We start from the raw sequence: 22455 nt of genomic DNA, 5'->3' as shown, positions 1-22455 counted from the left end.
CCTTAAGCTCAAAATAGTAGCAAAACTACATCAATAGCAACAGCACGGATTCCATGAGCCACCCAAAGCATCTAAGCTTTTCACCATTGAAATCCTGCCAAGGCGCGACCCATGAAAAGTAACTCAATTACAGAATCAGAAAGCCGCCTTGCACCTTGGAGACGCCTGCTCCCCAGCCTGGCACTCAGCGCCGCCCTGATCAGCGGCGTCAGCCTCGCCGCCCCGCCGGTGGACCTGTCTCCCGTGCCCGCCCGCCCCAAGGCCAGCGCCCTGTCCCCGGGCTGGGAGCATGGCGCCTTCATGGAAATTTTCGTGCGCGGCTACCAGGACAGCGATGGCGATGGCGTCGGCGATCTGCGCGGCCTGATCCAGCGCCTGGACTATCTCAAGGATTTGGGCATCAGCGGCATCTGGCTGATGCCCATCACCGCCAGCGCCGACCACGACCACGGCTACGCCACCACCGACTTCCGTCGCATCGAGCCCCAGTACGGAAGCCTGCGCGATTTCGACGAGCTGATCCGCCAGGCCCACCGGCGCGGCATCGGCGTCATCATCGACTATGTGATCAACCACGCCTCGCACGAACACCCGCTGTTCCAGCAGGCGCTGAAAGACCGCCGCAGCCCCTACCGCGACTGGTTTGTCTGGCAGGACCCTGCGCCGGAAGGCTGGGACATCTGGGGCAAAAACCCCTGGACCACCGCCACGAAGGCCAGCGACGGCAGCAACCTTGGCGCCTACTTCGGCACCTTCGGCCCGCACATGCCGGATTTCAATCTGCGCCACCCGGCTGTGCTCGACTACCACCGCAGCAGCCTGCGCTTCTGGCTGAACCGCGGCCTGGACGGCTTCCGGCTCGACGCCGTGCCGCACCTGATCGAGAACAACGCCGTCGACTGGAACGACCAACCCGAGAGCCGCCGCCTGAGCCGCGAGCTGCAAGCCCTGATCAAGCAATACCCGCGCCGCCATGTGGTCTGCGAAGCCACCGCCAACCCGCAGCAGTACGCCAGCCCCGAGGTCTGCGGCAGCGCCTTTGCCTTCGGCCTGGAGGCGCAGATGATCAAGGCCGCGCGGGGCGAGGCCGCTGCCGTGGGCGAGATTGCCCGCATCCTGAGCCAGGCCCCGAGCACCATGGCCAATGTGCTGGCCAACCACGACATCTTTGCCGGCGCGCGCGTCTGGGACCAGCTGGCCGGCGACGAGGCGCGCTACAAGCTGGCGGCCGCCAGCTACCTGCTCGCACCGGGCACGCCCTTCATCTACTACGGCGAAGAGATCGGCATGGCCGGCGTCTCCCAGCTGCCCGGCGACGAGCCCCTGCGGGCACCCATGAGTTGGACGGCTGACATCAGTGGCTTCACTTCCAGCGCCACGCCCTACCGCCCGCTCTCGCCCAATGCCGCCAGCCACAACGCCGGCGCTCAGGCGCGCGATCCCGGCTCGCTGCTGAACTTCTACAAAGCCATGATCACCCTGCGCCGCCAGCTGCCCTCAATCGCGCGCGGCAGCTTCATCCAAGCCCGGGCCGAGGCTCAGGTCTTGAGCTTCCAGCGCCGGCTGGGCGATGAGCTGAGCCTGGTGCTGATCAACTACGGCGAGCAGGCCGCCACGCAGGCGGTCAGCGGCCTGCCTGCGGGCGCCCTGCTGCAGCAGGCCTACCCGAAGACCGCGGCGCAAGCCAGCCTGGGCAGCGACGCGCAAGGCCAGGCCCTGCTGCGGGTGCCGGCACAGTCCGTGCAGGTCTGGCGTTTGGATTTACCCCAGAAAGGCCGGCCATGAAGCGCTTGCAACTCGCCGCACTCCTCCTGGCCGCCGTCCTGCTGCCCGCGAGCAGCAGCCTGGCCCAAACCGTCGAGCAGATCGAGCCGCCCAGCTGGTGGGCCGGAATGAAGGAGCCGCGCCTGCAGCTGATGCTGCAGGGCTCGCAGATCGGCAGCCTGCGCCCGCGGCTCCACACGCCCCATGCCGGCGTGCGCATGCTGCCGCCCGAGCGCGTGGCCAGCCCGGACTACCTCTTCCTGAACCTGCACATCGCCGCCACCGCTCGGCCGGGCACGCTGCAGATCGAGCTGCTCAAGCCCGACGGCCGCGTCGCCCAGCGCCTGAGCTATGCCCTGCAAGCGCGCGCGCCCGGCTCGGCCCAGCGCCACGGCTTTGGCCCGCAGGATGCGATCTACCTGCTGGTGCCCGATCGTTTCGCCAAGGCCGGCGAGAGCGTCTCGAACGCCGAGATGCTCGAGGCCGAAGACCGCAGCCAGCCCGGCGGCCGCCACGGCGGCAACCTCGCCGGCCTGCGTCAGCACCTGGACTACATCGCCGGCCTGGGCTTCACCCAGATCTGGCCCACGCCCCTGGTCGAGAACAACAGCGCCAGCTACAGCTACCACGGCTATGCGGCCACCGACTTCTACCGCATCGACCCGCGCTTCGGCCGCAATGAGGACTACCGCGATCTGGTCGCGGAGGCGCGGAACAAAGGCCTGGGCGTGATCCAGGACATCGTGCTCAACCACATCGGCGCCGGCCACCGCTGGCTGCGACAGCTGCCTGAGCCCGACTGGCTCAATCAGTGGCCCAGCTACACCGAGACCCACCATGCGCGCCTGAGCCTGCTCGACCCGCACGCCGCCGCCAGCGACCGCGAGCGCTTTGTCAGCGGCTGGTTCACGCGCGGCATGCCCGACCTGAACCAGCGCAACCCGCGCGTGGCCCGCTACCTGACGCAGATGAGCATCTGGTGGGTGGAGTACGCCGGGCTCTCGGGCCTGCGCACCGACACCTACTCCTACTCCGACCGCGGCTTTCTCGCCGACTGGTCACGGCGCCTGATGCAGGAGTACCCGCGCCTGAACCTGGTGGGCGAGGAATGGAGCCCGCACCCGGCCGTGGTCGCCTACTGGCAGCGCGGCAAGCGCAAGCACGACGGCTATGTCTCCCACATGCCCAGCATGATGGACTTTCCCCTGCACGGCGCCTTGCTCGCCGGGCTCAAAGAAGACGACGGCCATGACAGCGGCCTGACCAAGCTTTACGAGGCCCTGGCCCACGATTTCCTCTACCCCGACCCACAGCGCCTGGTGCTGTTCGAGGGCAACCACGACACACCCCGCTTGTTCAGCGCGCTAGGGCAAGACCTGGCCCTGTGGAAGATGGCCCTGCTCTACCTGTCCACCGCGCCGCGCATCCCGCAGTTCTTCTACGGCGATGAGCTCTTGCTCACCAGCCCCGCGCAGCGCGACGACGGCCGGGTGCGCGCCGACTTCCCTGGCGGCTGGGCCGGTGATGCGGCCAATGGCTTCACCGGCCAGGGCCTGAGTGCCGAGCAGCAAGAGGCCCAGGCCCTGGTGCGCCGGCTCTTCAACTGGCGCAAGAGCGCCCCGGCCCTGCACGGCGGCCGCAGCCTGCATTACGCCCCCATGCACCAGGTCTACACCCTGTTCCGCCAGGGTGGCGGGCAGACGGTGATGCTGATGCTGAACAAGGCCAAAGAGCCGCGCCGGGTCGATATGACGCGCTTCCGCGAAGCCCTGGGCAGCCACAGCGAGGGCCACGACGTGCTCAGCGGCCAGACGCGGCGCTGGAGCGAGAGCCTGGAGCTACCGGCCCGCTCGGCCCTGCTGCTGGAATTGCGCTGATGCGCTGATGCTCTGAGGCGCAAAGGCCTCAGCTGCTGCGCCCCAGCAGCGCCGCCATGCGCGCCAGCTTGGGCTTGACCACCGGCGTGGTCAGCATGGTGCTGCCCACCGCCATCAGCAGCAAGGCGGTGAAGCTCTCCTGCGTGATGATTTGTTTGTCCAGCAGGATGTTGGCGAAGATGATCATGATCAGCGCCTTGGTCTGCAGCAGCCAGCCGATCAGCGAAGCCTCGCCCGGCTGCCAGCGCAGGATGCGCCCGGCCATGTGCACGCCGATCAGCTTGCCCGCCACCGAGGCGACCAAGAGCCCGGCCGCCGCCAGGAACACCATGCTGCCGCCCACGCCCCAGTTGGTGCGCAGGCCCGTGCTCAGGAAGAACACCGGCATGATGACCAGCAGCACATGGTGGCGCAGGCTGTCGAGCTGCTTCTGATCAAACCAATCGGCATCCATGATGGCGCCGGCCAGGAAGGCGCCCACCATGTAATGCAGGCCCGACCAGTCGGCCCCAAATCCGCACAAGGCCAGCCAGATCAGGCTGACGAACCAGCGGTCGCTGGCATTCAGGCGCGCCATCAGGCGGCGGAACAAGGCGCCCACGACGATGAAGGCCAGCACAAAGGCTAGCTGCTTGCCGACCCGGCTCCAGTCCATCAGGATCAGGGCCAGCACGCCCCAGATCGCCACATCATCCACGCTGGCGTAGCGCAGGATGCGCTGGCCCAGGGGCTGGCGCAGGATGTCCATTTTTTCCATCAGCAGGATCAGGATGGGCAAGGCCGTGACCGCGCAGGCCATGCCCACGCCCAGCACAAACTGCCAGTCCAGGGCCTTGGGGCCGATCCAGCCGCTGCCGGCCAGCATCACCAGGGCCGCGCCGCAGCCGAAGAGCAAAGGCATGCCCAGGGCCAGGCCCGCCGTGATGCCGCTCTCGCGCCGGTGCTGCCAAGCGGCCTTGAGGTCCAACTCGATGCCGGCAATCCACACAAACAGCATCACCGCCCACCAGGCAATGCCGCTGAGCGACTGGATCACCGCCGGGTTGAAAACGAACTGGTAGTACTCAGGAAATGCCGCACCGAGCACACCCGGGCCCAGCAAGATGCCGGCAATGATCTGCACCACCACCAGGGGCGCGAAATGGTCGGTCCTGAACAGCCGCCATACCAGGTAAGGCACGCTCAGAATGATGAGCATGGCGATCAGGAAAATTTCGGTCGTGTTCATGGCTGCAAAAAAAGCGGTGCGGCGGCATCGGCAACTGGACACCACTCGCACCGGAGAACGATGTCGCCATCGTATGTTTGCAGCGTCTCCTCGTATCTCGGTGCCAGCCCTGGCACGCACCGGAAACAGCGAGCGAAGCAGCCGCCAATCGCCCACAAAAAAGGGAGCCTTGCGGCTCCCCTCTCTGCTCCTACCTGTTATCGCGTCTGACGGGTTCAGCTGCTCTGGCGACGACGGCTGAACAGCAGGGCCATCACGCCCAAACCGGCCAGCAACAAGGCATAGGTTTCCGGCTCAGGCACCGGCACCGCCACCAAGCTGACTCGCAGCTCGTTCTGCGGCTGGCCGATGATGGACGAAAACACGCCGCCCGAAGCCTGGAGGGACAGGCTGCCGCCGCTGAAGCTGAAGCTGTTGAACGCGCCCACCGGGGCCGAATAGGAACCCGAGTAGTAGCCGGTCGACAGACCGCTGGTTGAGCTCAGGACGACTTTGTCCAGGGCACCGCCGAAGGGGAAGGCCGGCGAGCCGTCCACCACCACCGAACCGGTCACCGAAGCTGCGGTGCTGCCACCGAGCTCGTTGTAGACCAGATTGCCCAGGAAGCCATTGACGCCGCCGCTCAGAGCCCAGCCGCTGTTGGCCGTGATGGTGAAAGAAGGCAGGTCGAAACTGGCAGTGACCAAAGAACCCAGACTGAGCACCTGTACGTCGGTGGGCACGGTCCAACCGAAGCCGACCACATCACCGGACGAACTGAAGCTCAGCGTCGGCGAACCGAAGACGGTGCTGGCGTCGTAATTGACCTTGAATGAACCGTAGTCGACTTCAGTCGCCTGGGCGGACAGCGCCGCCAACAGACCGAAGACGGCAACAGCCGTTGATTTGAGTTTCATGCAGTACCTCGCATAGATGTTGGGTTTACAACAAACAGCCGGGCACCTGAGGTGCCCGAACATGTTGCAGCGCAGCATGACAGCTCAAAGCCGAACTGCGTACCCCTAACGAGCATGAAATTGGTCACGAAATGTTAGCCATGCAATCCGAAGCAACCCTTGACTTTGCAAAAAAGCTGACTCAAGCCGCCAGCGCCATCTGGTCCATGCTGGCCCGGCCGCCATGATCAGGCCCAGCACACAGCCGGGCTCGCTGCCCACCAACCATGTCCCAGCTGAAGCGCCAGAGCCATTTGCCGCCGAGCACGCCGGGCACGTTCATGCGCTGCTCGCTGGCCAGCCCCAGCGCCTCCTGCTTGAAGAGGACGGCGATATTGGCCACCTAGTTGCAGCAGGCGCGGCTCAAGACCCGGTGCACATCGCTCTCCTTGCCAGGCACAACGGAATGGAAAAGCGTGCGAATGGTCGGCGCTCCCCCGAGCGCTTCTGCCTAGGGCCTGCCTCCCTGCGGGCGCAGAAAGAACTGAGGTGTAACTTGGGATGCAGCTGTGGGAGTGCCAGAGGAGCGCCTGCGCGTCTCAAAAGCGAAGTGGCCGTACCAGCGTCGACATCGCGGCCTCACTGGAGCCGAATGCGCAACAGCATACTGAGCACAGCCGGGCGGAACACTTGGCAGTCAAAGCCCGGGAACTTCTTCACCCGGTCGGTGAAAGGGCTGTGGCGGTTGGCAGACCGCTCCACGAAGGCTTGAACCCGGCTTCAATCAATGAATCAGGGCACGCCGGGGAACGATTCATTCGTTCAATGCAGTTACTCGCTCGCCTCCAGCAACTCCAAAATCTCCTGCAGCAGAAGCTCAAATTGACTGCAAACCGTTTCGGTCAGTTTCACCGCATCATCAAAATCTGGCGCAACCAGCAGCGGCGCTTCAAACACCGAATACGCCGGCATGGCCTCTGGGTTCACCCACTTCGCGCCCCGCAGCTTGTTCCAGTACTGGATCTGCACATCCTTGGTTTGCCCCAGAAGCCACAACTCAAAGTTCGCGTGTTGATGATTGAAAACCAAGGCCAGCTTGAGCTTCTTGCGCTTGAGATACTCATTCTGCAGGTAGAAGTAGGTGAAGTCGATGTACCCATGCAGAATGGCCGCGACCGAGAACTCGGTTTCGTATCTCTTCGAGAATTCGGTTCTTAAATTCTGAACCACACCGACCAAGTCCTGGTAGGTTTTTTGAAGTTCACCGCTGGAAAATGCGTTTTTGTAGGCGGGTATGCGGGCGTTCAGACTTTGACTCGACACCAGAGATTTCCTCCAAAAACAACGAGGGCAACTTAATATTTAAGACTCAACCCAGATTTTCGAAGTCTTTAGTAAATTTCATTTTCATCACCCCCCTTATAGATACCTGAATTATCAATCAAAATACTCGCCACGCATTGCCCCTTAAATTCAATTCCGAGGTTTGCGCGCCGACGATTTGAATTTCCAAACGTGAATTTTTCATTTAATCCACCAGCCCGGGGCGATGCTTCAGCTTCTCGCACGACAATTCTCGACAAACTAAGAAGTGGTAACCCAAGGTAACCTCGAACAGCGTCTATCGATAAGCATGAGTCGGCAATTCGAGCTAGCTTCAGCCCCGCATACCAATGCGTACCGCCGCTCTGTTCATGGCCGCGCACATCCAATTCAGCTCGCCAGTTAGAACTCTCCTCAGCAATATCCAATTGAATGATGAAACTGATATAACCAGCAGTCTTTTTACCTGGATCGCGCCACTCTCTTTTTTCGACTTTTCCGTTCAGCTCACGAATCGCAGATTTTTCTTGAAAGAAATAGTCGTCCACACATACAGACTTAAGTACCACATCCAACAACTTCTTGGTTCCTGGATTGAGGGAAGCCTCCGCACTTGCCCTGCCTCCGGTCGATATTTGAAACCACTCCACCAACACAGGTGAACGAAATATTGTCTTTCCGTCAAGGCATTCTTTTTGAGTGACTTCAGGCAATATGCGGGAATTCACAAGTGATTCAGCCCGAGCTTGTTCATAGCCAACCAAAAAAACAAGCAACAGCCCCACACGGCAAGCAGAGCAAATGACAATGAAGATATTATTAATTCTGCAAGCCCGATGCAAATGAAAGTCAATTGCACTTAAATAGCAAGTTGCCTTATTCATTGTTGACATAACCTCCTGCTCAGTTGAGTTGCTTTGAGTAATTCACCCCAGTGCCAAGGTATCCCATTTTTTCACAAAATCGGAATCCACCCGGTATATGGCTAGTTCCACTATTAACGCCAAAACAGATCTCAACCACACGTCGGTTCTCTGCCCAACGTTCGAAAGCCTTCAACAACCTCACCCCACAGTGCGATTCGGGGTCAAGTCTTAAATATTAAGCCTCCAGCCGCTGGATTCTTCATTCAGCTACTTGGCTTGCTCAGTTTTAGTTGCTAGTTTGCGACCTCACACCAAAATGGATCTGGTCTTTTTAGATGACACCAAACACCATCAGTTTCGCCTGTCGCGGAGTTCCTTAGAAGCAGAAGTAGATGGCCCGCCGAGCAACTTGGCATTTAAGACTTGACCCCAAATTCCGGACACCGCCGGCTTGCTAACAATGGAAATTGGTTCGCAATGGGGACAGACATGACGCCGATTATGCTCGGCATCCAAAATCAGACGCGCGTGATATTCCCGCAAAGTGCCTAGCCGCAATTTGAGGCCTGATGGGCCAATACGCCGTGGTGGCGTATGCATTGGATGCCGCTGGGCAGCACATGTGGCAGTCAGGAAGCGTCGGAGAACTCATGGCCGTTCAGGCGCACTCGCGCCCGGAACCCGGATGTGCCTCGCATTCTTGCGAGCTCGACCGAATGACCTAATGAGTGACAGGACGAACAAGTGAAGCCCCAACAACAAAGGGAGCCTTTCGGCTCCCCTGGTTGCTCCTGCCCTGCTCAATGCCATGACAGCGGAGCCCGGCTCTTGATGGCTTCAGATCTCGTCCAGTCCTTGGAAAGATTGCTCGCTGCAATGGGACGAAGCTTCGCAGCCACGACCATGCCCGTCCATCCCCCAGGAGTGTGGACGGGTTAGTCCTAATCCGACTGTGCCAAGCGACCCAACTCAATCAATCAAGCCGGCAGCTGCATCAAGCCCACATCGGCGCGGCCGCTGGCCGCCGTGATCAGGCCCAGCACGCGGCCGGGCTCTGCGCCGACCATGTCCCAGCTGAAGCGCCAGGCCCAGTTGCCGCCCAGCACGCCGGGCACATTCATGCGGTGCTCGCTGCCCAAGCCCAGCACGTCCTGCATGGGGAAGACGGCGATATTGGCGACCGAGTTGCAGCAGGCGCGGATCATGGCCCAGTGCACATCGTGTTCGTTGCAAGGCAGATAAGCGCCGGCAAACGCACGCTCGCGCGCTGAAGCCGTGCGCCACCAGCCGTGCACCGTGTCGTTGTCGTGCGTGCCGGTGTAGGCCACGCTGGCACGCGGCCAGTTCTGGGGCAGGAACTCATGCGTGCCGTCGCCGCCGAAGCCGAACTGCAGGATCTTCATGCCGGGGAAGCCACAGCCCTCGCGCAGGGCATGGACGTCCTCGGTGATGAAGCCCAAATCCTCGGCCACGATGGGCAGCGGGCCCAGGGCCGCGGCGATGGCATCGAACAAGGCCTGGCCGGGGCCGGTCTTCCACTGGCCACGGCGGGCGTCCGGGCTGTCGCCGGGGATTTCGTAGTAGCCGGCAAAGCCGCGGAAATGGTCGATGCGGAAGACATCGGCCTGGCTCAGCGCGCGACGCACGCGCGCCGTCCACCAGGCGTAGTTTTCGGCGGCCATGCGGTCCCAGCGGTAGAGCGGGTTGCCCCAGCGCTGGCCCTCGGCCGACATGGCGTCGGGCGGCACACCGGCGACCACGGCGGTCTGGAAGTGTTCGTCCAGCTCGTACAGGTCCGGGCGCGACCAGCAGTCGGCGCTGTCGTGCGCCACGAAGATGGGCAGGTCGCCCATCAGATGCACGCCCTTGCTGTTGGCGTAAGCCTTGAGCGCACTGACCTGGCTGTCGAAACACCACTGCACGAACTGCCAGAAGCGGAACTCTTCGGCATGGCTCTCGCGCGCCTGCGCCAGCGCGGCCGGTTCGCGGCGCGCCAGGGCGGGCGCCCAGGTCCACCAGGCCTGGCCGTTCAGCGGCGAGCGGATGGCCATGAAGAGCGCGTAGTCGTCCAGCCAGTCGGCCTGGGCCGGGGCTGCGCACCAGGCGGCAAAAGCGGCGCGGTCCTCGGCGCTGGCGCGGGCGAAGAAGCCCTGGGCTGCCAGGCGCAGCTGCTGCTCGCGCCAGGGCAGGACGCGGCCGTAGTCCACCTTGTGGGCCTCAAAGCCACCCTCGGGCAGCTGCGGCGCGGCCAGCCAACCCTTGGCCACCAGGGGCTCGAACGCCACCATCCAGGGGCAGCCGGCAAAGGCCGACACGCCTTGGTAGGGCGAATCGCCGGGGCCGATGGGTGTGGTCGGCAGCAGCTGCCAGAGGCGCTGGCCGGCGCTGGCCAGCCAGTCGACGTAAGCGTACGCATCGGGGCCGAAATCACCCATGCCATGCGGGCCGGGCAAGGAGGTGATGTGCAGCAGCACACCAGCGCTGCGTTGGGTGAGGTCCATGGGGTGGGTTCTCGTGGGGAAACAAAGAGGGTTAGGAACGCGGGGCTTCCGGCGCCTGGCTCAGCACCAGCAGGCTGCAGGCCGGCGCGGCCAGCGTGCTGCGATGCTCGCCATGCTCGGCCAGCTCGCCGCTGCTGTCCAGAGCCAAGCGCCACGGCCCGGGCGGCAAGGCGAAAGCCTGCAAAGCATCGGCCGGGTTGAAGAGCAGGAGCAGCAAGGGCTCGGATGCTTCACCCTGCAGCAGGCCGGCAAAGGCGAGCTCGCCGCCGTGGTGCCAGTCTTGCACCTGCATGGCATGGCCGTGCGGGCTCAGCCAGCGCAGGCTGGCCGCGCCGGATGTGCCAGAAGTAGCAGCGGCCTCGCCGAACCAATGCGGCTGGCGCAGCAGCGGGTGGGCGCGGCGCAAGGCCGTGAGGCGGCCGACAAAGGCCGCCAGGCTGCGGTCGGCCTGCGGCCAGTCCAGCCAGCCCAGGGCGTTGTCCTGGCAGTAGGCGTTGTTGTTGCCGCCCTGGCTGTTGGCGATCTCGTCGCCGGCATTGAGCATGGGCGTGCCCTGGGCCAGCAGCAAGCTGGCCAGCATGGCGCGGCGGGCGCGCTCGCGGCGGCGCCGGATGCTGGCATCGTCGCTCGGCCCTTCGACGCCGAAGTTGGCGCAGAGTTCGCCGTCGCGGCCATCGCGATTGTTCTCGCAATTGGCCTCGTTGTGCTTGCGCGAGTAGCTGACCAGATCGTTGAGCGTGTAGCCGTCGTGGCAGGCCACAAAGTTGACCGAAGCGAGCGGGCTGCGCTGGCCATGGTGAAAGACATCGCTGGAGGCGGTGAAGCGGCGCGCGAACTCGCCCCGGCCCGTGCCACCGGCTCCGCCGGCGCCCAGCCAGTACCCCCGCACGGCATCGCGGAACTTGTCGTTCCACTCGAGGAAGCGGCCCGGAAAACGGCCCAGCTGGTAGCCGTCATAACCCGCATCCCAGGGCTCGGCGATCAGGTGTACGCCGGCCAGCACCGGGTCCTGGCGCAGGGCCATGAAGAAGGCGGCGTTGCCATCGAAACCATGGCGGGTGCGGCCCAGCACCGGGGCCAGATCGAAGCGTAAGCCATCCACCCCCATCTCCTGCACCCAGAAGCGCAGGGAATCGAGCACCAGCTGCGCCACGCGCGGGTGCGCGGTGTTGAGGGTGTTGCCGCAGGCGCTATGGTTCTCGCAGCGGCTCAGGTCTTCGGCCACCAGGCGGTAGTAGCTCTTGTGATCGAGGCCGCGGAAGGAAATCGTCGGGCCGAACTCATTGCCCTCGGGCGTGTGGTTGTAGACCACGTCCAGCACCACCTCCAGCCCCGCCTCGTGCAAGGCCTGCACCATGGCGCGGAACTCGGCCGCCACGGCGCTGGCGTCCTCGCGGTGGGCCGGCTGGGCCAGGCGCGGGTCGGGTGCGAAAAAGCCCAGGGAGTTGTAGCCCCAGTAGTTGCGCAGGCCGGTGCCGGCCAGATGCGGCTCGTCCAGCGCGTAGTGCACCGGCAGCAAGGACAGAGTCGTCACGCCAAGAGCCTTGAAATGCGCAATCGCCGCCGGATGCGCCAGGGCGGCATAACTGCCACGCAGCGCGGCCGGGATCTCGGCCATCTGCTGCGAGAAGCCTTTGACATGGACCTCGTACAACACCACATCCTGCAAGGCATGGCGCGGCGCTGAGCTGCGCGGGCTGGGCCCGGCCAGCGGCGCGGGCACGCGCGCTTTCAGCGCCTGGGCGGCGTTGTCACGGCGGTCGAAGGAGCGCGCGCCATCGGGGTGGCCCAGCTCATAACCATGGTGTTCGGCATGCCAGCCAAAGTGACCGACGATCTCGCGGGCATAGGGGTCGAGCAGCAGCTTGTGGGCATTGAAGCGGTGGCCGGCCTCGGGCTGGTACGGGCCGTGGGCGCGCAGGCCGTAAACCAGGCCGGCACCGAGGCCGGGGAGAAAGCCCTGGAAGATGCCGTCCTGCGGGCCCTGCAGCCGGTAGCGGCGCAGCTCGCGCTGGCCGGCGGCATCGAAGACGCAAAGCTCGATGGCCTGCGCATGCTCGGAGAACACGGCGAAGTTGACGCCGCCATCGCGCACCTGGGCGCCCAAGGGCTCGTGGCGGCCGGGCTCCAGGGCCTCGGGCAAACGGGAAGCGGTGCTCGTCGTCGTCATCATCTTTATCGTCGTCACGCTCAGGCGCTGGCGCCCAGTAGAAAACTCAGGGGCTGGGCCAAGCGGGCCGACCAGGCCTGTTCATTGTGGCCTTGGCCCTCAAACACCCGCGATTGCAGCTGCGGCGCGCGGTGGCCCAGCTCGGCCATCAGCGCATCGACCTGGGCTTGCGCAGTGTCGTACTGCGCATCCAGATCCACGGTGCCGCGGTCCATGTAGAGGCGCAGCTGGCCCGGGGGCGGCAGCTTGCGGCGCAGATAGGCCAGCGCGGCCGCGGGGATCTCGCGGTTGCGCTCGAAGCTGCCGATCCAGTGCGTGCTCAGCGCGGCCGCGGCGCCAAAGACCTGGGGGTATTCGCACAGGCCGTAGACGCTGATCATGCCGCCCATGCTGGAGCCCATCAGGAACGTGGACTCGCGGCCGGGTGCGGTGGCATAGCGCGCATCCACGGCGGGCATTAGCTCCTCGACGATGAAACGCAAGTAGGCATCCGACATCACCGGATGCTTGATGCGCTCGGCGCGGTAGCGCTGGGCCGTGGGCGAGTCCTGCAAGGCGTGGTCATAGGCCTGCGGGAAGAACTCGGCGTGGCGAAACTCGGGCCGGTTCCAAATGCCGACGACGATGAAGTCACGAAGCTGGCCCGTGGCGATCAGGGGCGCGGCCACCTGGTCCACCTTCCAGGCCTGGCCGTTCCAGGTGCTGCGCGGGTCGAACAGCATCTGGCCGTCGTGCATATAGAGCACCGCATGCGGGCGGCGGCCGTCGTAGCCTGGCGGCAGCCAGACTTCGACCGGGCGCGGCGGCACGGCACGCGAGGGGAACGGCGCCCAGCGCTCCAGCCGACCCAGCAGAACCTGGGCCGGAGGGCTTGCCTGAATCGGCTCGGCCGACGCGGCAGAACCCAAGACCGCGCCGCTCAAGACCGCCCCCGTCTTCATCAGGGCCTCGCGTCGATTCAAACCCAGCGTCATGACTTCTCCTGCCCCAGGAACAGCACCGACAGCGGCGGCAAGGTCAGCCGCAGGCTGCCATCGGCCTCGGCCTGCAAGCCGGCATCGAGATTGCCCAGATTGCTGCCGCCGTAGTGGGCGGAATCGGTGTTGAGCAGCTCGCGCCAGACGCCAGCTGTGGCCAGGGCCGGCGGCAGCTTTAGGCGATAGCCAGGCCGCGGCACCGGCGTGAAATTGCAGACCACCAGCACCGTGCGGCGCTCGCCCTCTTCAATTTCATCATGCCGCGCCCAGGCCAGCACCGACTGCTCGCGGTCCTCGGCCTGCAGCCACTCGAAACCACGGGCCTCGCAATCCAGGCGGTGCAGGGGCGGCTCGCGGCGGTAGAGCAGATTCAGGTCGCGCACCAGGCGCTGCATGCCGGCGTGGTGGCCCTGCGCATCGTCCAGGAGATGCCAGGGCAACTCGGCGTCATGGTTCCACTCGCTAGCTTGAGCGAACTCCTGGCCCATGAAGAGCAGCTTCTTGCCCGGATGGCCCCACATGAAACCATAGAAGGCGCGCAGATTGGCGAACTTCTGCCAGGCGTCGCCGGGCATCTTGCCCAACATCGAGCCCTTGCCATGCACCACCTCGTCGTGCGAGATCGGCAGCACAAAGTTCTCGCTGAAGGCGTAGACCAGGCCGAAGGTCAGCTTGTCGTGGTGCCAGCGGCGGTGGATGGGATCTTCCTGTATATAGCGCAGGCAGTCGTTCATCCAACCCATATTCCATTTGTAGTGAAAGCCCAGGCCGCCGGCATAGGTCGGTGCGCTGACACCGGGAAAGCTGGTCGACTCCTCGGCCACGGTGATGGCGCCGGGCGCCTCCTGGCCGAGCAGCTCGTTGATGCGCTTGAACAGGCTGATGGCCTCCAGGTTCTCGCGCCCGCCGTCCACATTGGGCAGCCACTCGCCCGCCGGGCGGGAGTAGTCGCGGTAAAGCATGGAGGCCACCGCATCGACGCGCAGGCCGTCCACGCCCCAGCGCTCCATCCAGTAGAGCGCATTGCCGGCCAGGAACTGGCGCACCTCGTAGCGGCCGAAGTTGTAGATGGCGGTGTTCCAGTCGCGGTGGAAACCTTCGCGCGGGTCGCTGTACTCAAACAGCGCCGTGCCGTCGAACTGCGCCAGGCCATGCGGGTCCATGGGGAAATGCGCCGGCACCCAGTCGAGCAGCAGGCCCAGGCCCTGCGCATGGCAGGCCTCGACAAAACGGGCAAAGCCCTCGGGCGGGCCGAAGCGCGCGCTGGGTGCGAACAGGCCCAGGGTCTGGTAGCCCCAGCTGCCATCGAAGGGATGCTCGCTGATGGGCATCAGCTCGATGTGGGTGAAACCCAGACCGGCGGCATAGGCCGGCAGCTGCGCGGCCAGCTCGTCCCAGCTCGGGAAGGCCCCATTGCCCCGGCGCCAGGAGGCGGCATGGACCTCGTAGATCGCCACCGGCGCCTGCCGCGCATTGGCCATCGCGCGCTCCGGGCTCAGGCGCGGCCGGGTTTTGAGCAGTGGCAGCGCCGGTGCCACGATGCTGGCCGTGGCCGGGCGCAGCTCGGCCGCACGCGCGAAGGGGTCGGCCTTCAGCGGCAGCAGTTGCCCCGCGCGGTCATGAATCTCGAATTTGTAGAGATCGCCCATGCGCGCGGCGGTGGCAAAGCCCTGCCACACGCCCGAGGCCTCATCCTTGACGAGGGGATCGGCCTCGCCGTCCCAGCGGTTGAAACTGCCGACCACGCTGACCCGGCTGGCATTGGGCGCCCAGACGGCAAAGCGCACGCCGTGCTTGCGCCCCAGGCGCCCGACATGGGCACCCAGCAACTCCTGCGGCCGCGGGTGTTCACCACGGGTCAGCAGGGCCAGGTCTTGCGCGGAGATCAGTGCCATGGCCAAGCGCTGACGGAGGCTCAGCCCAAGCTCTTGACCGACCAGACGCGATCGACGTACTCGGTGATCGTGCGGTCGGCCGAGAACCAGCCCATGCCGGCCACATTGAGCACCGCCTGGCGGGCCCAGGCCTCGGGCTGGGCGAACAAGGCGTCGACACGGGCTTGGGTGGCCACATAGTCCTTGAAGTCGGCCATCAGCATATAGACATCGCGGCCCAGCAGGCTGTCGACCAGAGCGCGGTAGCGCTCGCGGTCACCGCCGCTGAAGGCGCCGCTGGCGATGGCTTCCATCACCTGGGCCAGTTGGCGGTTTTCTTCGACGAAAAGGCGCGGGTCGTAGCCCAGGGCCTTCATCTGCGCCACGGCTTCGGTGCGCAGGCCGAAGCAGAACATGTTCTCGGGGCCGAAGGCCTCGGCCATCTCGATATTGGCGCCGTCCCAGGTGCCGATGGTCAGCGCGCCGTTGAGGGCGAACTTCATATTGCCAGTGCCCGAAGCCTCGGTGCCGGCGGTGGAAATCTGCTCGGACAAATCGGCCGCCGGAATGATGGTCTCGGCCAGCGAAACGCCGTAATTGGGCAGGAACACGAGCTTGAGTTTGTCGCCCACACGCGGGTCGCTGTTGACCACGCGGCCGACATCATGGGCCAGCTGGATGATGGACTTGGCCGCCACATAGGCCGATGCAGCCTTGCCGGCGATCAGCACCGTGCGCGGGGTCCAGTTGGCTTGCGGATTGGCAATGATGGCCTGGTAGCGCGCGATCACATGCAGGATGTTGAGCAGCTGGCGCTTGTACTCGTGGATGCGCTTGATCTGCACATCGAAGAGGCTGTCCGGGTTGATCACCAGGCCCAGCTCGGCGCGCACCCGCTCGGCCAGGCGCTGCTTGTTGGCGCGCTTGACGGCCATGAACTGACGGCCAAATTCAGCGTCATCGGCGGCCGGCTTCAGCTGCGCCAGGCCAGCCAGGTCTTGGCGCCAGGCGCTGCCGATGCGGCCATCGATCAAGGCAGACAGCGCCGGGTTGGCCTGCTGCAACCAGCGGCGCGGCGTGACGCCGTTGGTGACGTTGTGAAAACGCTCGGGGAAGATGGCCGCGTAGTCCGCAAAAATGGTCTGTACCATCAGCTCGGAATGCAGGGCCGCCACCCCGTTGACGCGGTGCGAGGCGACGATGGACAGGGCCGCCATGCGCACGCGGCGCTCACCGCCGAAGGGGCTGCCTTCGTCGATCAGCGAGACCCGGGCCAGCAAGCCCTCGTCGCCGGGGAAGCGCTGGCGCAGCTCGCTCAGGAAGCGGTGGTTGATCTCGTAGATGATCTCGAGGTGACGCGGCAGCAAGGCCTCGAACATACGCACCGGCCAGGTCTCCAGCGCCTCGGGCATCAAGGTGTGGTTGGTGTAGGAGACCGCCTGGCGGGTGATGGCCCAGGCCTCGTCCCAGCCCAGGCCCTGCTCGTCCAGCAGCAAGCGCATCAGCTCGGCAGGCGCCAGCGCGGGGTGGGTGTCGTTCAGATGGATGGCATTGCGGCGGCCCAGCTCATGCAGGGGCGCGCCTTCGGTCAGATGGCGGGCCAGCAAGTCCTGCAGCGAGGCACTGACCAAGAAAGCCTCTTGCTTGAGGCGCAGCTCGCGGCCGGATTCGCTGCTGTCATCCGGGTAGAGCACCCAGTTCAGGGCATCGGCGGCGACACGGTGACGCGCGGCTGCGGCGTAGTCACCCTGGCAGAAGGCCTTGAAGTCGATGGGCGCCACGGCGCTGGCCTGCCACTGGCGCAGGGTGGACACGCGCTCGCTGTGGTGGGCCGGCACGATGAAGTCAAAAGCCTGGGCCTCCAGCAGCTCGGCCGGCAGCCAGCGGCGCTGGCCACCTGCGTCCAGCTCGACCCGGCCACCGAAGCCGACGCGGTAGCGGACCTGCTCGCGGCGCACTTCCCAGGGTGCGCCGAGACGCATCCAATCGTCCGGTGCCTCGACCTGGCGGCCGTCCTGGATGGCCTGGGCAAACATGCCGTACTGGTAGCGCAGGCCGTAGCCGAAGGACGGCAGACCCAGCTCGGCAAAGGAATCGAGGAAGCAGGCGGCCAGGCGACCCAGGCCGCCATTGCCGAGCGCCGCATCGGGCTCGCGCTCCAGCACCTCACCCAGGCTCAGGCCTTCGGCGGCCAACAGCGCTTGCAGATCGCCTTGCAGGCCCAGGGCGGCCAGAGCATTGCTCAGCGCCCGGCCCATCAGGAACTCCATGGACAGGTAGTGCACGCGGCGCACGGCCTCGCCACTGGCTGGGCGTTGCGCATCCTGCGCTTGAGTCTGCGCCCAGCGCTCGGCCAGGACCTGGCGGCAGGCCGTGGCCGCCGCACGCAAGGCCAGCGCAGCCGAGCTTTGGCCCAGGTTCTGGCGCTGCGCCTCCCGGTAGGCGGCGGCAAAGGCGGCGCGCAGCTCGGGGGAGGCCGAGGAAGTCAGGGCGCTGGAGGCAGAGTCGTTCATGGGCACGGCTTTCGCAAGCGAGGTCAGCGGGGATGAAACAAGGGTGGCGGGCTGAGACATGGCGGCGATCGGTTGAAGGGGCGGACTGGCTGCAAGCAGGCGTGAAACGCGCCCGCGACCGCCGGTGTTCATCAAAGGGTGTTCATCAGTGCGCCACAGGGGCGACAGAGCAAGAATGCGAGGCCGCCAGAGGGCCTTCCTCTGGCCACCACACGGCCGGCTGCGGCGGCATCCGGCGTCGCGTTGGCAAAAGTATCGCCGACGCCCGTAGTTTTGTGTAGTTTCACTACATCGGGTTATCCCGATGATCAACGCAAGTCGTTGATTTTACTTGTTTTGAACTTGATTCAATCGGGTTACCGCGGTTGTTCAAGTAGTTTTGACGCTGTATATTGTCTACAAATCAGGCCTGAAACGGCAAGCGCTTGCCGGACAGGAACACACAAGCACATACAAGACACAGCGGCGCCGCCCTGAACAGGGCAGCACCCCGGAGACAGCAAGTGGCGGACGTTCAACTCAGCGGCGTGAGCAAGGCCTACGGCAGCATCAAGATCCTGCACGGCATTGATCTGGAAATCCGCGACGGCGAGTTCATGGTCTTTGTCGGCCCCTCGGGCTGCGGCAAATCGACCCTGCTGCGCACCATCGCCGGCCTGGAAGAGATCACCGGCGGCGAGCTGCGCATCGGCGGCCGCTTGGTCAACGAGGTGCCGCCGGCCGAGCGCGGCATTGCCATGGTGTTCCAGAGTTATGCGCTTTACCCGCATATGAATCTCTACGACAACATGGCCTTCGGCCTCAAGCTGGCCAAGGTGCCGCCGGCCGAGATCGACGCCGCCGTCAAGAACGCCGCGCGCATCCTGCACATCGAGCACCTGCTGGACCGCAAGCCCAAGGACTTGAGCGGTGGCCAACGCCAGCGCGTGGCCATCGGCCGCGCCATCGTGCGCAAGCCCGAGGTCTTCCTGTTCGACGAGCCCCTGTCCAACCTCGACGCCGCCCTGCGCGTGCGCATGCGCTACGAGTTCGCCAAGCTGCACGAGGACCTCAAGACCACCATGGTCTACGTGACCCACGACCAGGTGGAGGCCATGACCCTGGCCGACCGCATCGTCGTGCTTTCGGCCGGCAAGATCGAACAGGTGGGCACACCGCTGGAGCTCTACGAACACCCGCGCAATCTCTTCGTCGCCGGCTTCATCGGCTCGCCCAAGATGAACTTCCTGGAGGCTGAACTGGTCCGGGGGACCAATTCAGAAGCTCTCGTCCGCCTCGCCTCCGGCACCCACATCCGCGCCACCGTCGACGCCTCCCGCGCCAAACCAGGCGACAAGCTGACCCTGGGCCTGCGGCCCGAGCACTTTGTGGTCGGCGGCGAGGACAACGCCATCCAGTCCACGGTCACTTTTGTCGAATCGCTGGGCAGCGCCACCCATGCCTACTGCGCCTACCCCGGTGTCGAGGACGCGCTGACCTGTGAGTTCGACGGACGCACCCGCATCAAATCGGGCCAGGACATCCGCCTGGGCCTGCCGCCCGAGGCCTGCTATCTCTTCGATGCCCAGGGCCAGGCCTTCCAACGCCTGAGCGGATCGCCGACATGAGCAGCACGCGCGCACCGCAACTCTTGCTGCTGGCCGCGGCCTTGCTGGCCACCCAGCCCGCGCTGGCGGCCAAGAACCACAAGCTGCTGGTCTGGATCAATGGCGACAAGGCCTACAACGGCCTGCAAAAAGTCGGCGATGCCTTCGAGAAGGCCTCCGGCGTCAAAGTCGTGGTCGAGCACCCGGTGGACGCCACCGACAAGTTCCAGCAAGCCGCCGGCGCCGGCAAGGGCCCCGATGTGTTCTGCTGGCCGCATGACCGGGTCGGTGAATGGGCCAAATCGGGCCTGCTGACCCCGCTGCGCCCGAGCAAGAAGCTCTACGACGAGGTGGAAGACAGCGCCTGGAAGGCCTTCGCCTACCAGGGCAAGTTCTGGGGCTATCCCATCGCCATCGAAACCACCGGCCTGATCTACAACAAGGCCCTGGTGCCGACACCGCCCAAGACCTTCGACGAGGTGATCGCCCTGGACAAGCGCCTGCAGGCCGAATCCGGCGGCCGCAAGCACGCCATCCTCTGGGACTACAACAAGAGCTTCTTCAGCTGGTCGCTGCTGGCCGGCGCGGGCGGGCAGATCTTTGCCCGCGATGCCCAAGGTGAGTTCGACAGCAGCAAGGTCGGCGTCAACAATGCCGGCGCCCTGGCCGGCGCCGAGATGATCGCGCGCCTGCTGCGCGAAGGCCAGATGCCCAAGGGCGCCCGCTACGCCGAGATGGAAAGCGGCTTCGCCCGCGGCGAGGTGGCCATGATGATCTCCGGCCCCTGGGCCTGGGACAACGCGCGCCGGGCCAAGGTCGACTTCGGCGTGGCGCCGATTCCCGGCGTGAAGGCCGGCCAGTATTCCAAGCCCTTTGTCGGCGTGCTGGGCTGCATGATTGCCGCGCCCTCGCGCCAGAAAGACCTGGCGCGCGAGTTCATCGAAAACCACCTGATGCGGCCCGAGGCGCTCAAGGTGCTCGATTCCGATGTGCCCATCGGCGTGCCGGCCAACAAGGCGTTTTATGCGGAGCTGGCGGTCAACCCGCTGATCCGCGCCAGCATGGAGAACGCCCGCCTGGGCGAAGCCATCCCCAACATCCCCGAAGTCGGCCGCTTCTGGACCGCCATGGACGCCGCACTGGAAGCCATCACCAATGGCCTGCAGTCGCCCAAGGACGCCCTCGACGGCGCCGCGGGCCGCATGTTGCTGAACACCAAGTGAACCCGTCCATGAATCCGCCCGCCAGCCTCTCGCCTTCGGACGCAGCTCCTGCGCACGCCTCCAACCCGGGCCGCGGCGTTTACACCCGCCTGCCGCCCAGCCGCCTGGAGCGCCTGGCCCAGCGCCTGCGCTGGCCGCTGACCGGCGCGGCCGGCCTGGCCTCGCTCTACCTGGTGTTCCTGATGCATGCCGCCGGCCAGACCTGGCTGGCCCTGGGCGCCCTGGGCTTCTTCGTCCTGGTGTTCTACATCTACATCAGCCAGGCGGCGTTCGCCCTGCGCTACCTCTTCCCCGGCATCGCCGGCATGCTGATCTTCATCGCCTTCCCGCTGATTTACACGGCGCAGATCGGCTTCACCAACTACTCCTCGGCGCATTTGCTGAGCCAGGAGCGGGTGCGTGAGTACCTGCTCGATCAGCACGAGGCCGTGCCCGGCCAGACCCAGGCCTTCACCCTGCATGCCGATGGGCCGGAGTTCCGCCTGGTGCTGCGCGCCGAGGATGGCAGCCCGAGCTGGGTTTCCCCGGCCCTGGCCCTGAAGACCACCCGCCAGGAACTGAGCGTGGACATGCTGCCCGCGCAGTCCGCCCAGCAACCCCTGACCGCGCCGCTGCAGCAAGCCCTGCCCCTGCGCGAGCTGATCGAGCACCGCGAGGCCCTGATGCAGCTCAAGCTGCGCCTGCCCGGCGCCGCGCAGGAGCTGCGTTATCTGGGCCTGCGCGAGTTCGGCGCCATCAGCCGCCATTGGCAGGCTAAGGAAGATGGCAGCCTGCTGCGCCTGGCCGACCAGACCCGCTTCAGCCCGAATCTGCAAACCGGCTATTTCGAAAGCGCCAGCGGCGAGGTGCAGCAACCCGGCTTCAAGGTCGTGGTGGGCTGGCGCAACTACACGCGCATGGTGATGGACGCGGAGTTCCGCGGGCCTTTCCTCGCCATCTTCAGCTGGACCGTCTTGTTCTCGGCCCTGACCGTGATCTGCGCCACCGCCATCGGCATGCTGCTGGCCGTGCTCTTGAACTGGGACGACCTCAAGTTCCGCGGCACCTACCGCACCCTGCTCTTCCTGCCCTACGCGGTGCCGGGCTTCATCTCCATCCTGGTGTTCAAGGGCCTGTTCAACCAGAACTTCGGCGAGATCAACGCCATCCTCGATGCATTGCTTGGCATCAAGCCGGCCTGGTTTGCCGACCCGCTGCTGGCCAAGGTCATGCTGCTGATCGTCAACGTCTGGCTGGGCTACCCCTACATCATGATTCTCTGCGCCGGCCTGCTGAAGAGCATTCCGGCCGATTTGTACGAAGCCTCGGCGATTGCCGGCGCCGGCCCGCTGACCAACTTCTTCAAGATCACCGCGCCCCTGGTCATCAAGCCGCTGGCGCCCCTGCTGGTCAGCGCCTTTGCCTTCAACTTCAACAACTTCGTGCTGATCGCGCTGTTGACGGACGGCCGGCCCGATTTCCTCTCGACCAAGATCCCGGCCGGGCAGACCGACATCCTGGTGTCCTACACCTACCGCATCGCCTTCAAGGACTCGGGCTCGGACTTCGGCTTGGCCGCGGCCATCTCCACCCTGATCTTCTTCCTGGTGGCGGCCATGTCCCTGATCAATCTGCGCCTGATGCGCAAAGCCAATTCATGATGATCATGATGATGACAAACACACCCGTCGTCTGGGGG

Annotated in this window: 15 protein-coding genes; 5 read left to right on the top strand and 10 right to left on the bottom strand. The window is 65.1% G+C overall.

The genetic code is table 11. From position 1 onward, the window contains the following. Window positions 1-228: 228 nt before the first annotated feature. Together C1O66_RS21425 and C1O66_RS21420 are read left to right on the top strand one after the other, a co-directional pair. On the top strand, window positions 229-1785 hold the full coding sequence (locus tag C1O66_RS21425; protein ID WP_243392914.1) for an alpha-amylase family glycosyl hydrolase: 1557 nt from the start codon (window positions 229-231) through the stop codon (window positions 1783-1785). Further along, window positions 1782-3641, top strand: coding sequence for a glycoside hydrolase family 13 protein (locus C1O66_RS21420; protein ID WP_102770043.1), 1860 nt, complete (start codon window positions 1782-1784; stop codon window positions 3639-3641). The genes C1O66_RS21425 and C1O66_RS21420 overlap by 4 nt, the downstream gene beginning before the upstream one ends. A gap of 28 nt (window positions 3642-3669) precedes the next feature. On the opposite strand, the gene C1O66_RS21415 is transcribed toward C1O66_RS21420, so the two are convergent. The 10 genes from C1O66_RS21415 to C1O66_RS21375 form a co-directional block, all read right to left on the bottom strand. Beyond that, window positions 3670-4869 (bottom strand): cation:proton antiporter, encoded by a 1200-nt coding sequence (locus C1O66_RS21415; RefSeq protein WP_102770042.1) that lies wholly within the window; start codon window positions 4867-4869, stop codon window positions 3670-3672. A 215-nt stretch (window positions 4870-5084) separates the two neighbouring features. Beyond that, the gene (locus C1O66_RS21410) at window positions 5085-5765 is read right to left on the bottom strand and encodes a PEP-CTERM sorting domain-containing protein (protein WP_223696540.1); all 681 of its coding nucleotides are present in this window, start codon (window positions 5763-5765) and stop codon (window positions 5085-5087) included. A 181-nt stretch (window positions 5766-5946) separates the two neighbouring features. Continuing rightward, window positions 5947-6147: a hypothetical protein gene (locus C1O66_RS21405; protein ID WP_102770040.1), complete on the bottom strand. Its 201-nt coding sequence runs from the start codon at window positions 6145-6147 to the stop codon at window positions 5947-5949. 428 nt (window positions 6148-6575) lie between these two features. Beyond that, a complete protein-coding gene (locus C1O66_RS21400) occupies window positions 6576-7067 on the bottom strand; it encodes a DUF7000 family protein (protein ID WP_207796053.1) in 492 nt (163 codons plus the stop codon). 68 nt (window positions 7068-7135) lie between these two features. Continuing rightward, window positions 7136-7951: a hypothetical protein gene (locus tag C1O66_RS23810; protein WP_133155325.1), complete on the bottom strand. Its 816-nt coding sequence runs from the start codon at window positions 7949-7951 to the stop codon at window positions 7136-7138. Between the two features lie 959 nt (window positions 7952-8910). Continuing rightward, complete coding sequence (gene malQ, locus C1O66_RS21395) at window positions 8911-10434, bottom strand: 4-alpha-glucanotransferase (protein ID WP_102770038.1); 1524 nt, start codon at window positions 10432-10434, stop codon at window positions 8911-8913. Window positions 10435-10465: 31 nt separating this feature from the next. Further along, window positions 10466-12607, bottom strand: coding sequence for a glycogen debranching protein GlgX (glgX, locus tag C1O66_RS21390; protein WP_102770037.1), 2142 nt, complete (start codon window positions 12605-12607; stop codon window positions 10466-10468). A 17-nt stretch (window positions 12608-12624) separates the two neighbouring features. After that, window positions 12625-13578, bottom strand: a complete 954-nt coding sequence (locus C1O66_RS21385) for an alpha/beta hydrolase (RefSeq protein WP_207796052.1) — start codon at window positions 13576-13578, stop codon at window positions 12625-12627. Further along, window positions 13575-15476, bottom strand: a complete 1902-nt coding sequence (gene glgB / locus C1O66_RS21380; RefSeq protein WP_102770036.1) for a 1,4-alpha-glucan branching protein GlgB — start codon at window positions 15474-15476, stop codon at window positions 13575-13577. Before glgB ends, C1O66_RS21385 begins: the two co-directional genes overlap by 4 nt. 20 nt (window positions 15477-15496) lie before the next feature. After that, a complete protein-coding gene (locus tag C1O66_RS21375; protein WP_102770035.1) occupies window positions 15497-17968 on the bottom strand; it encodes a glycogen/starch/alpha-glucan phosphorylase in 2472 nt (823 codons plus the stop codon). A 503-nt stretch (window positions 17969-18471) separates the two neighbouring features. Between C1O66_RS21375 and C1O66_RS21370 the strand changes: the two genes are divergently transcribed. From C1O66_RS21370 to malF, 3 genes are read left to right on the top strand one after another with little or no spacing between them, the layout of a single operon-like run. Continuing rightward, window positions 18472-19575: an ABC transporter ATP-binding protein gene (locus C1O66_RS21370; protein ID WP_102770034.1), complete on the top strand. Its 1104-nt coding sequence runs from the start codon at window positions 18472-18474 to the stop codon at window positions 19573-19575. Beyond that, window positions 19572-20777 (top strand): maltose/maltodextrin ABC transporter substrate-binding protein MalE, encoded by a 1206-nt coding sequence (malE, locus tag C1O66_RS21365; RefSeq protein ID WP_102770033.1) that lies wholly within the window; start codon window positions 19572-19574, stop codon window positions 20775-20777. Before C1O66_RS21370 ends, malE begins: the two co-directional genes overlap by 4 nt. A gap of 8 nt (window positions 20778-20785) precedes the next feature. Beyond that, window positions 20786-22417, top strand: a complete 1632-nt coding sequence (malF, locus tag C1O66_RS21360; RefSeq protein WP_102770032.1) for a maltose ABC transporter permease MalF — start codon at window positions 20786-20788, stop codon at window positions 22415-22417. Window positions 22418-22455: the final 38 nt, after the last annotated feature.

Source organism: Paucibacter aquatile, from assembly GCF_002885975.1.
Taxonomy (GTDB): domain Bacteria; phylum Pseudomonadota; class Gammaproteobacteria; order Burkholderiales; family Burkholderiaceae_C; genus Paucibacter_A; species Paucibacter_A aquatilis.
The sequence above is the reverse complement of the archived record's forward strand: the minus strand, read 5'-3'. Positions and strand labels throughout refer to the sequence as shown.